Source organism: Kitasatospora sp. NPDC057512, assembly GCF_042802135.1.
Taxonomy (GTDB): Bacteria; Actinomycetota; Actinomycetes; order Streptomycetales; family Streptomycetaceae; genus Kitasatospora.
This window is the reverse complement of record NZ_JBHVET010000274.1, coordinates 1-10051: the sequence shown is the minus strand read 5'-3', so window position 1 is coordinate 10051 and position 10051 is coordinate 1. Positions and strand designations below refer to the sequence as shown.

General features: G+C 72.4%; 7 protein-coding genes and 1 tRNA gene. 2 read left to right on the top strand and 6 right to left on the bottom strand.

Annotation, left to right across the window (positions count from 1 at the left end; translation table 11 throughout):
- Positions 1-159: 159 nt before the first annotated feature.
- Entirely contained in the window at positions 160-537 is a 378-nt protein-coding gene (locus tag ACFU6K_RS19285; RefSeq protein ID WP_117491817.1) for a nuclear transport factor 2 family protein, read from the bottom strand.
- 178 nt (positions 538-715) lie between these two features.
- On the opposite strand from ACFU6K_RS19285, the gene ACFU6K_RS19280 reads away from it, so the two are divergent.
- Positions 716-3499, top strand: a complete 2784-nt coding sequence (locus ACFU6K_RS19280) for an ATP-binding protein (RefSeq protein WP_380664538.1) — start codon at positions 716-718, stop codon at positions 3497-3499.
- 61 nt (positions 3500-3560) lie between these two features.
- Here ACFU6K_RS19280 and ACFU6K_RS19275 read toward each other — a convergent pair whose 3' ends face one another.
- Positions 3561-4502 carry a YDG/SRA domain-containing protein gene (locus ACFU6K_RS19275; RefSeq protein WP_380664536.1) on the bottom strand — a complete coding sequence of 314 codons (942 nt, stop codon included), beginning with the start codon at positions 4500-4502 and terminating at the stop codon, positions 3561-3563.
- A gap of 213 nt (positions 4503-4715) precedes the next feature.
- On the opposite strand from ACFU6K_RS19275, the gene ACFU6K_RS19270 reads away from it, so the two are divergent.
- Entirely contained in the window at positions 4716-5816 is a 1101-nt protein-coding gene (locus ACFU6K_RS19270; protein WP_380664534.1) for an MrcB family domain-containing protein, read from the top strand.
- A gap of 277 nt (positions 5817-6093) precedes the next feature.
- On the opposite strand, the gene ACFU6K_RS19265 is transcribed toward ACFU6K_RS19270, so the two are convergent.
- The 4 genes from ACFU6K_RS19265 to ACFU6K_RS19250 all read right to left on the bottom strand — a co-directional run bounded on the left by ACFU6K_RS19265 (position 6094) and on the right by ACFU6K_RS19250 (position 9389).
- Positions 6094-6167, bottom strand: a tRNA-Pro gene (locus tag ACFU6K_RS19265).
- Positions 6168-6267: 100 nt separating this feature from the next.
- Positions 6268-7212: a metallophosphoesterase gene (locus tag ACFU6K_RS19260; RefSeq protein ID WP_049658238.1), complete on the bottom strand. Its 945-nt coding sequence runs from the start codon at positions 7210-7212 to the stop codon at positions 6268-6270.
- Entirely contained in the window at positions 7212-7922 is a 711-nt protein-coding gene (locus ACFU6K_RS19255) for a CGNR zinc finger domain-containing protein (RefSeq protein WP_380664532.1), read from the bottom strand. The genes ACFU6K_RS19260 and ACFU6K_RS19255 overlap by 1 nt, the downstream gene beginning before the upstream one ends.
- Before the next feature lie 180 nt (positions 7923-8102).
- Positions 8103-9389: a helix-turn-helix domain-containing protein gene (locus ACFU6K_RS19250; RefSeq protein WP_380664530.1), complete on the bottom strand. Its 1287-nt coding sequence runs from the start codon at positions 9387-9389 to the stop codon at positions 8103-8105.
- Positions 9390-10051 lie beyond the last annotated feature (662 nt).

Sequence of the window (10051 nt, the reverse complement as noted above, 5' to 3'; positions counted from 1 at the left end):
GAGGACCGCGCGCCGTGATCTCGCTGCTCGCCATCCTGCTGCTCTTCCTGAGCAGTGTGGTCATCGGGGTGTACGGGGTGCGGGCGGCGGCGTCGCCGTGCGCGGTGACCGGGGCGTCCACGAACGCCCGGCCCGGGGCCGGAGCGGCGGTCTGCGGGGTCAGGCGCCCGGGACGCGGTCGAGGAAGCCGTACACCGCGCCGATCCGGCCGTCCGGGGTGGCCGCCAGCACGTCGAAGCCGATCACCACCGGCTCCGCGCCGGCCGGGCCCAGGTTCCAGGTGAAGCGGGCGACGTCGTGGTGCGCGTCGACCGGGCCGAGGGTGAACTCCAGCCCCGGGAACTGGGCCTGGGCGGCGCCGATCAGCGCGTCGATCGCGTCCCGGCCGGTGACGGCGGCCAGCGGGTCGGTGTAGCGGCCGTCCTCGGCCCACACCTCGTCGACCAGCTTGCGGCGGGCCGCCGGGTCGGTCTCGTTCCACACCGCGAGGTAGCGCTCGGCGAGCTGCTGGAGGGCGGCGGTGGTGATCTCGGTCATCGTCATCTCCCGTGTTCCGGTGGGTGGTTGGCCGGGCCGTTCCCGGTGCTCACCACGGTAGGGACGGGCGGCCGGCGGCGAATCCGTCACGTATGGGCATGGGGTACGTAGCCTCCGCGGGGGTGTACCGGTGCGGTGGTCGGCCGTGGTGTGCGACCCGGCTGGGTAGGGTCAAGGCATGCTGTACGGGAGGGAAGATGAACAGGCCGCCGTGGACGGGCTGTTGGACGGGGCGCGGGCCGGACGCAGCGGAGTGCTGCTGCTCCGGGGCGAGGCCGGCATCGGCAAGACCGCGCTGCTGGACGACGCCGTCGCGCGCGCGGGGGAGGCGTTCCGGGTGGTCCGGGCGGCCGGCGTCGAGTACGAGGCCGAGCTGCCGTACGCCGGGCTGAGTCTGCTGCTCGCGCCCGGCCTGGACCGGCTGGACGTCCTGCCCGGCCCGCAACGGCGGGCGCTGGAGGCGGCGTTCGGACTCTCCGACGGCGGCGGGGCGGGCGACGCTGGTGGGGCGGGCAATGGTGGGGCGGGCAACGGCGGGGCGGGCGCCGACCGGCTGCTGGTCGGGCTCGCCACGCTCGGTCTGCTCGCCGAACTCGCCACCGCACGACCGCTGTTGTGCGTCATCGACGACGTGCAGTGGCTGGACCGGGCCTCCCTGGACGCCCTGCTGCTGGCCGCCCGGAGGCTCCAGGCCGAGGGGGTGGCCCTGTTGCTCGCCGCCCGCACCGGCGGCCCGTCCGGGGCCGGCGGCAGCCCGGCGGAGCGCCCGCTGGGCCTGCCCGAACGGCAGGTGACCGGCCTCTCCGAAGCCGACGCCACCCGGCTGCTGGCCCGGCGGGCCGGCCCCGACCTGCCGTCCACCGTCCGCGACCGGCTGCTCGCCGAGGCGGCCGGCAACCCGCTCGCGCTCACCGAACTCCCGGTCGCCACCGGGCCGCAGCCGCCGGCGCCGGGCGGCCTGCCGCTCACCAGCCGGCTGCTGATCGCCTTCCACGGCCAGGTCACCGGCCTGCCCGCGGCCACCCAGACGCTGCTGCTGGTCGCCGCCACCGAGGAGGGCGGGGCACTGGACGTCGTCCTGCCCGCCGCGGCCGCCCTCGGTGTCACCGCCGACCACCTCGCGCCCGCCGAGGCGGCCGGCCTGGTGACGGTCACGGCCGACCGCCGGATCGCCTTCCGGCACCCGCTGCTGCGCTCCGCGATCCTCCAACGGGCGCCGCACCACCAGAGGACGGCGGTCCACCGGGCCGTCGCCGGGGCGCTGCCGGACGGCGACCGCCGCACCTGGCACCTCGCCCTCGCCGCCACCGCCCCCGACGCCGGCCTCGCCGACGCGCTGGAGCGCACCGCCGTCCGCGCCGGGCGCCGCGGCGGCCACGGCGGCGCCGCCGCGTACGAGCGCGCCGCCCGCCTCACCCCGGACCGCGACGGCGCCACCCGCCGGCTCGTCCTGGCCGCCGAATCAGCCACCGAGGAAGGCGAGTTGGTGCGGGCCGAGGTGCTCGCCGACGAGGCCTCCGGCCGTACCGACGACGTCCTGGCGCACGCCCTGCTCGACCAGGTCCGGGCCACCGCGCACTTCTGGCGCGGCGCGTACCCGACCGCCCACCGGCTGCTGCTCGACGCCGCCGGCACCGACATCGACCCGCCGTACGCCGCCCGGATGCTGCTCCAGGCCTTCCATGCCGCCTGGTACGCGGGGGAGGAGCCGGTGGCCGCCGTCCTGGACCGCCTGGCGGTCCTGCCGCTCGCCGCCGACGACCCCCTCGCCCCGCTCGCCCGCCACCTGCCCGCGGCCGTCCTGCCCGCGCTCGGACGGCCCGCCGGTCCGCTGCCGCCGGTCCGGGAGGCCGCCGCTGCCGCCCGGCGGGCCGGGGCCGAGAGCCCGGTCGACCTGGTCCAGCTGTGCGGCGCCACCCTGGTCCTCGGACGCGACGAGGAGACCGCCGAACTCGCCGCCGAACTGGTCGCCGAGGCCCGCGCCAAGGGCACCGTCGGCGTGATGCCCACCCTGCAGTTCTTCCTCGCCGAGGCCGAACTCTTCCACGGCCGCCACCGCGACGCCGAACTCACCGCCACCGAAGGCCTCGGCCTCGCCCGGGACACCGGCCAGCACCAGTGGGTCAGCCAACTCACCGCGCTGCTCGCCTACCTGGCCGCGCTCGACGGCCGCACCGACCACTGCGCCGAACTCGCCGCCACCGCCCTCGCCACCACCGGCCCGCAGACCGCCGCCCCCGCGGCCGGCCAGGCCTGGGCCCGGTGGGCGCTCGCCCTGCTCGACCTCGGCCAGGGCCGCGCCGGCGACGCCGCCGACCGGCTGCACACCCTCACCACCGGCCCGCACCGCCACCACGTCAGCGCCACCCGGGCCGTCCCCGACCTGGTCGAGGCCGCCATCCGCCTCGGCACCCCCGAACGCGCCGCCGAAGCCTACGAACGCTTCGCCCGCTGGACGGCCGCCGCCGACCGCCCCTGGGCCGAAGCCCTCCGCCTGCGCTGCCAGGCCCTGCTCGGCCCCGACGAACTCGCCGAGACCACCTACCGTGCCGCCCTCTCCCGGCACGAAACGGCCCACCGCCCCTTCGAACAGGCCCGCACCGCCCTCCTCTACGGCGAATGGCTGCGCCGCACCCGCCGCCGCACCGACGCCCGCCCCCACCTGCGTGCCGCCCTGGAGACCTTCGACCGCCTCGCCGCCCACCCCTGGGCCGCCCGCGCCCGCACCGAACTCTCCGCCACCGGCACCCCGGCCCCCACCCCGGCCACCCCCACCGGCACCCCGCAGTCCCCCCTCACCCCCCAGGAACTCCAGATCGCCCGCCTCGCCGCCCAGGGCCTCACCAACCGCGACATCGCCGCCCAGCTCTTCCTCAGCCCCCGCACCGTCGCCCACCACCTCTACAAGGCCTACCCCAAGCTCAACATCACCTCCCGCACCGAACTCGCCACCACCCTCTGACCCGGCCCCCGAAACCCCGGGGGCCCTGCCGAAGAGTTCGGCAGGGCCCCCAGAGGCTTCTCTACTTGTCGGCGTCCGGAGAGTGCTTCCAGCCCTCGGAGTAGTGGTCCCGGTGATAGGCCAGGTGCGCCTGGTCCACCCGATGGCCAGGAGCCTCCCGCAGCCTCCCTATCTCCGCACCCGTGGCGCGGTCGGTGATGGTCAGGTCCTCCGCGATGGCCAACGTGCCGAAGTCGAACAGCGTGTGGTGGTTGGGGCAGAGACAGAGCACATTGCTCGCGACATCGGGCCCGTTGTGTGGCTGACCCAGCCCCCGGATGTGAGCTGCTTCTGCGTAGGCACCGGTGGGCGTGCGAAGCCGCTCGCCGCAGACCTGACAGGCGAAGTCGTGCGCCCGCTTCACGAAGTTCGCCACCTTGGTGCTGCGGACGATCCGGCGGACCTTGGCTTCAAGTCGTGTGGGAATGTCCCGACCAGCCGGTTCCTGCAACGTCGGCTCCCGGTGGGCCGGCACATAGCCAGAAAGACTCACGAGGCGGTAGCGCCAGATCCGGAATCCGGATCGGCCGATGTCGTGCCAGGAGTCTTCGACCCGGAAGAGTCCGTCATAGCGGTAGCTGGGGTTGGCGGACCGCTGGGTACTGTGTGGCACCGCACGGACCACGCGGACTGGCGAGTCGATGGTCCGGCTGGTTACCAGGGCGGCATTGCCACGGGTCAGCTCCTGGTCCCGCACCTGTCGACCCGATTCCGAATCGCGCCCACCCTGCCCGGTGTAGACGATGACGTCACCGTCGTCCTCGTCGTCCTCGTAGCCTCCGGAGACGACGATGGACTCGGCCCCGAGTTCCGCCGTGCCACAGATTCCGGCCTGAAACGGCCGGTGCACCTTGGCGGCTGCCAGCTCTCGTCGGTTGGCGAAGGAGCGTCCGACTTCAATGCCCGGCACCTCTCCGTAGCCGTCGAAGTCGATGGGTGTGATGGTGGGGGTTTGTTCCTGCAAAGTTCGGACCTCTCGACGTCAGAGGATCGATGGACTCATCGATGGACCAGGGGTTGATCTTCGTATCGCGAACGTTCACGCGTACCGCACGGTTCCACATCCTTCGGTGACGCCTGCCGCGGCGAGTTCGTCAGGCTAACTGGCCAACGGCCAGATCGAATTGGAGGAGGGCGAGCGGCGTCGATGTCGGGGTTGCGGCCTACGATGCCCTCCATGACACTTCGAGATTTCTTGCATGAGGTTGGCACGACGTACGACCGTCTTAAGGGGATCAGCACACCAACGGCACGTCTCCTCCGAGACGCACCGTCCCACTTTGCCGGTTATGTGCAGGGCGAATACATCATCAAGGGGAGTGCAGGCGCCGGTGCAGCCGCCTTCTGCCCGTGGGTTGCGTTCTTCGACCCTGACGAGACCACCACGGCTCGGCACGGCATGTACGTGGTCTACCTCTTCGCTGAGAACATGGAGACGGTGTCGCTCAGTCTGAACCACGGTGTCACTGAACTTCTTGAGAAGTACAAAACCGCAGAGGCGAATCGCAAGCTTGCGGTGGAAGCGGGCGCCATTCGTGGAGCGTTGTCCGAAGACAGCGGCCAGGACCTGGATGCCGACATCGATCTCGGCGGTCGCCCGGGGCTGCCCCAGTCGTACGAGCGTGGCAACGTCCTTGCCCGCACCTACAGGGTTGACGATCTACCCGATGAAGACGTGTTGTGCGATGACCTCCGGCGGTTCATCGCGCTCTACCAAGATGCCCTGGCCGCCCGGGAGTACCTGCGGCAGACGACGCGCGACGTCATCTTCACGGTTCGGGCAGAAGGCACGTGGCCGCACGAGCAGAGCAAGGACACACTGCTCCACTTCGCCCCCAAGAGCGGCGAAGACTACGTGCAGACCATCAAGAGCCGCGAGAAGGTGAAGACCAGGAAGCACGAAACCCTGGTCCGGGACTACGGAACTCACCTCCGCACCAACGGATTCGAGGTGGGAACCAACGTGCATCCGAGAGACATCGTCGCACGCAATGGGTCTGTGCACTGGTTGATCGAAGCCAAGGTCGTGAAACAGGGGAATGCCACCCACGCGGTGCGAGAAGCACTCGGGCAGTTGGCGACGTACTCCTTCCTGCTCTATCCGCCCGAGGAACAGCCCAGGCAGCTGGCACTCTTCACCGAGGGGATCGGCGACGTCTACGTCCGCCTTCTGGAACACCACGGCATCGCTTCCGTTTGGCGTTCTGCAGCCGGATGGTCGGGATCGCCCAGCGCAGTCGTAGCGGGACTGGTCGAACCGTCGGTAGCCGGCGCATAGGCCTGCTCTGCGGATCACCCAGCCGTTGGTCGATGGGTGTCGTTGGCCGCCACGAGTGCACGGAGGTAGCGGACCGGTCCGACGCCGAGGATGACCTGGACCGGGTCGTCGCCGTTGGTCCGACGATCTTGTGCCCGATGGGGAGGGGGAAGGTGGCATGTGAGCTGCGCCACCCCTGCGGACCGCTCCTTCTCGGGTCGGGCTTCGCTGGTGATCTGCAGTCATGCACGACGACAGAGGGCCTGCCGGATTTCTCCGGCAGGCCCTCTGCAGTGGGTCGGGGTGGCGGGATTTGAACCCACGGCCTCTTCGTCCCGAACGAAGCGCGCTACCAAGCTGCGCCACACCCCGGTCTTGCGGTTTGTCGCTCCGTCTCCTTCGCGACGAGTAGAACTCTACCGGACGCTCGCCGAGACACGAAATCCGGTTTCGAGCGGGCGTCCGGTGGGGGTCAGCGGGCTGCCGGGACGAGGGTGAGGAGGGTGGCCTCGGGGGGGCAGGCGAAGCGGACGGGGGTGTAGCGGTTGGTGCCGCAGCCGGCCGAGACGTGGAGGTGGGAGCGGTGGCCGCCGGCGGTGTGGGTGGAGAGGCCCTTGACCCGGCGGGTGTCGATGTCGCAGTTGGTGACCAGGGCGCCGTAGAAGGGGATGCAGAGCTGGCCGCCGTGGGTGTGGCCGGCCAGGATCAGCGGGTAGCGGTCGGCGGTGAAGGCGTCGAGGACGCGCAGGTAGGGCGCGTGGACGACGGCGAGGGAGAGGTCGGCGTCGGGGGACGGGCCGCCGGCGACCTCGCTGTAGCGGTCGCGCCGGATGTGCGGGTCGTCGAGGCCGGTGAACTCCAGGTCGAGCCCGTTCACGGTGAGCCGGCCGCGGGTGTTGGTGAGGTCGAGCCAGCCGGCCGCGTCGAAGCCGTCGCGGAGCTTCTCCCAGGGGTTGTGGACGGCGCCGGTGATGCCGCGGCGGGCGGTGCCGTCGGGGTTGTTCATGCCGTGGGCGCCGCTGCGCATGGCCTGGAGGTAGCGGGCCGGGTTCTTGCGGGCCGGGCCGTAGTAGTCGTTGGAACCGAAGACGTAGACGCCGGGGAACTCCATGAGCGGCCCGAGCGCGTCGAGGGTGGCCGGGACGCCGAGCGGGTCGGAGAGGTTGTCGCCGGTGTTGACCACCAGGTCGGGGCGCAGGCCGGCCAGGCTCTTCAGCCAGCGCTGTTTCTTGCCCTGCCCGCTCACCATGTGGATGTCGGACACCTGGAGGACCCGGATCGGGCGGGCGCCGCGGGGGAGGACAGGGACCTCGATCCGGCGGAGGCGGAAGGCCCGGACCTCGTACCCGACGGAGTAGGCGAGACAGGCGGCGCCGGTGGCGGCGATGCCGAGGGGAACGGAGTACAGCGGTCGCATCAGCCCATGCTCTCAGACGGTCGATCAGCCTGCGTACGCCCGGAGTCGGGGGTGCGGGCGGTGGTCGGCGGGGCCTCCTCGGACTCCCGGCGGGCGCGTAGCGCGCGGACCTTGTGGCGGTTGCCGCAGCGCTCCATCGAGCACCAGCGGCGCCGGCCCGGCCGCGAGGTGTTGACGAAGATCAGTTGGCAGTCGTCGGCGGCGCACTCCCGGACCCGGTCCGCGTACGGGCCGGTGAGCAGGGCGATGGCGTCCCGGGCGAGGGTGGAGACCAGCTGGGCTCCGTCGGCGGGCAGCGGGGCGGCCGCGGTGCCGTCCGGGGCGATCCGGGGGACCAGTGGCGGGTGCTCGGCGGCCCGGTTGAGGACGGCGTGGTCCGCGGGCGTGCCCCGGCCGCCGTGGGCGCGGGCGGCGGCCAGGCGCCACAGGGCGTCGCGCAGGGTGCGGGCGGCGGTGAGTTCGGCGGGGGAGATCCGTACGGCGTCGGCGGGCAGCCGCAGCCGGGACGGCGGGAGCCAGGCGGCGAGGTCGGCGGGCCGGTGCAGCAGCTCGTACCGGGCGTACGGGCCGGGGCCGCCGGTGGTGAGCAGTTCCAGGCAGAGGGCGCCGGGGTCGAAGTGGAAGCGGCCGCCCCCGGGGGTGGTGAGGACCAGCCCGGGTGGGGTGGCGGGCTGCCCGTCGGCGGCGCTCCGGTCGGCTGCGTCGGTCATGCGGCCCAGGATAGGTATCACCGGTAAGACGGGTTACGGGGCGGGAGGGCGGGCTACCGGTCGGCGGCGGTCCGGTCCGGTCCGGCCGCGCGAAGCTGACCCTCGCTCAGGAAGCCCGTGGCCGCCCGTGCCGGGAGCGGTGCTCTGGGCGCGGGCGGCGTGGATGGTACGGGCCGGCCCTCAGGCCGGGATGGCGTTGACGTACTCGCGCATCATCCGGGGCACCCGGTACGCGTACTGGTGGCCGCGCTTCACCTGGACGACGGAGAAGTCGACCAGCTCGGCCAGCACGTCGAGGTTGCGGGAGGGCTCCCGGCCGCCGTCGACCGGCTGCTGCCGGACGTCGTCGATGGAGAACTCCTCGGGGAACCGGGAGAACCGTCTGAGCGCCCGGCGCTGCCGTTCGTCGAGGAGCCCGTACGCCCAGGCGAGGCTGCGGTGCAGCGAGCGGTGGTGGGAGAGCCCGCCGACCTCCTCCTGGCCGAGGATCGGGAGCACCCGGCACTCGTCCACCAGGACGTGCAGGGGCACCGAGCGCATCCGGACGGCGGCGTTCTCGATCGCGAGCGCCAGACCGCCGAGGCGTCGGCAGAGTTCGACCACCTGCGGCATCTGGTCGCCGAGGTCGAGCGTCGGGACGACCGAGTGCACCCGGCGGCAGAACAGTTCGGCGGCGGCCGGGCAGCCGTAGGGGCCGTCCGGGTGGTCGACCGACAGCGGCGCCACCTCCCACAGGTCGGCCGGGACCCCGGCGGGCGCCCGCAGCGAGGTGATCATGATGTGGAGCGCCGGGTGCCGCGCCAGCAGCGCCCTGACCTGCCGGGCCACCGTGTCGATGACGTGCTCGGCGTTGTCGACGACCAGCAGCATCTGCGGCTCGGGGTCGGTCCGCGGGTCGTGGCCGACGCCCCGGAGGAGGGTGTCGAGCGCGCGCTGGGCCTGGGCCGAGGCGGCGGCGGGGTCGACGGCCTCGGGGGTGACCGAGCCGAGCTCCAGGACCGCGACGCCGTCCCGGAAGCGGTCCAGCAGGTGGGCGGCGGAGTCCAGCGCCAGCCGGGTCTTGCCGACCCCGGCCGGTCCGGTGAGCACCAGCGGGCGGCCCGGTCGCAGGGCGGTCACGACGTGCAGCAGGTCGGCCTGGCGGCCGACGGTGACGTCCGTCTTGGGCCGCAGCCCCTGCCACCGCGCGTTGTCCGGGAGTTCGGCGACGCGGACCGGCGGGCGGGGCTCAGACCGGGCGGGCAGCAGCCCGGCCGGGGCGCCGGCCTGGACGGCGTGGGAGAGCAGGGTGTCGTCCCGGTCGGTCGCCGCGGAGAACAGCGCGCCCACCAGGAGTTCCACGGAACTGCGCCGCGGGTTCTTGATGGCGCCGGTTTCCAGATTACGAATGGTGCGGACGCTGACGGTGGAGTGTTCGGCTAATTGCTCCTGGCTCCATCCGACCATCTTCCGTTGGGTTACCAACATCGAGCGAAGCTGATTGTTGTCCATTCCCCCGCGCTTCCTGCTGTCGTGAGCAGAATAAAAGTCAGAACTCAGTGCGCCGTGGTGCGGCGCCAATCACTCCGAAAAACGATCGCCGCCGGCCGTCCGGCGGAGCGCAGGCGTGAGCGCTCGCGCCGACCGGGGTCGCAGGGCGCCCGGGCCGCAAGGTGTCAGGGTTGCAGGGTGCCTGGCCGGCAGTGTGTCAGTGCCGTGGAATAATGAATCGGGGACATGGTGACGGTTTGTCGCGGCTGTTCACGGCGGCCTTCGGCGATGATTCGGGGATGATTCGACGGTGAGGTGACCGCCGCCTTCGGGCTGCTCGGGCGACGCGCGAACGAGTGTACTACGCGGACTATTTTCGGCGAAGTGGTCACAGTGTTCGATGTGCGCCTCCGGAACCGGCAACTTCGCTCCGGATCCGGCAGTTATCGGCATTTCGGCCGAGAATGTGCGGGCATTATCGGCCACCTTGGCCGAATCCCGTCGTCCGTTCCCGGTCGGGGGCATCGATTGTTCACGGACTCGACCGCCGCCCGTTCCCGGGCCGGACCGTTTCCCGGGGCCGCTTCCCGAGCCGCGTCCCGAGCCGCGTCCCGAGCCGCTGCCCGGGTCGGACGGCGGCCGCCCGCCCCGCTGCCGCC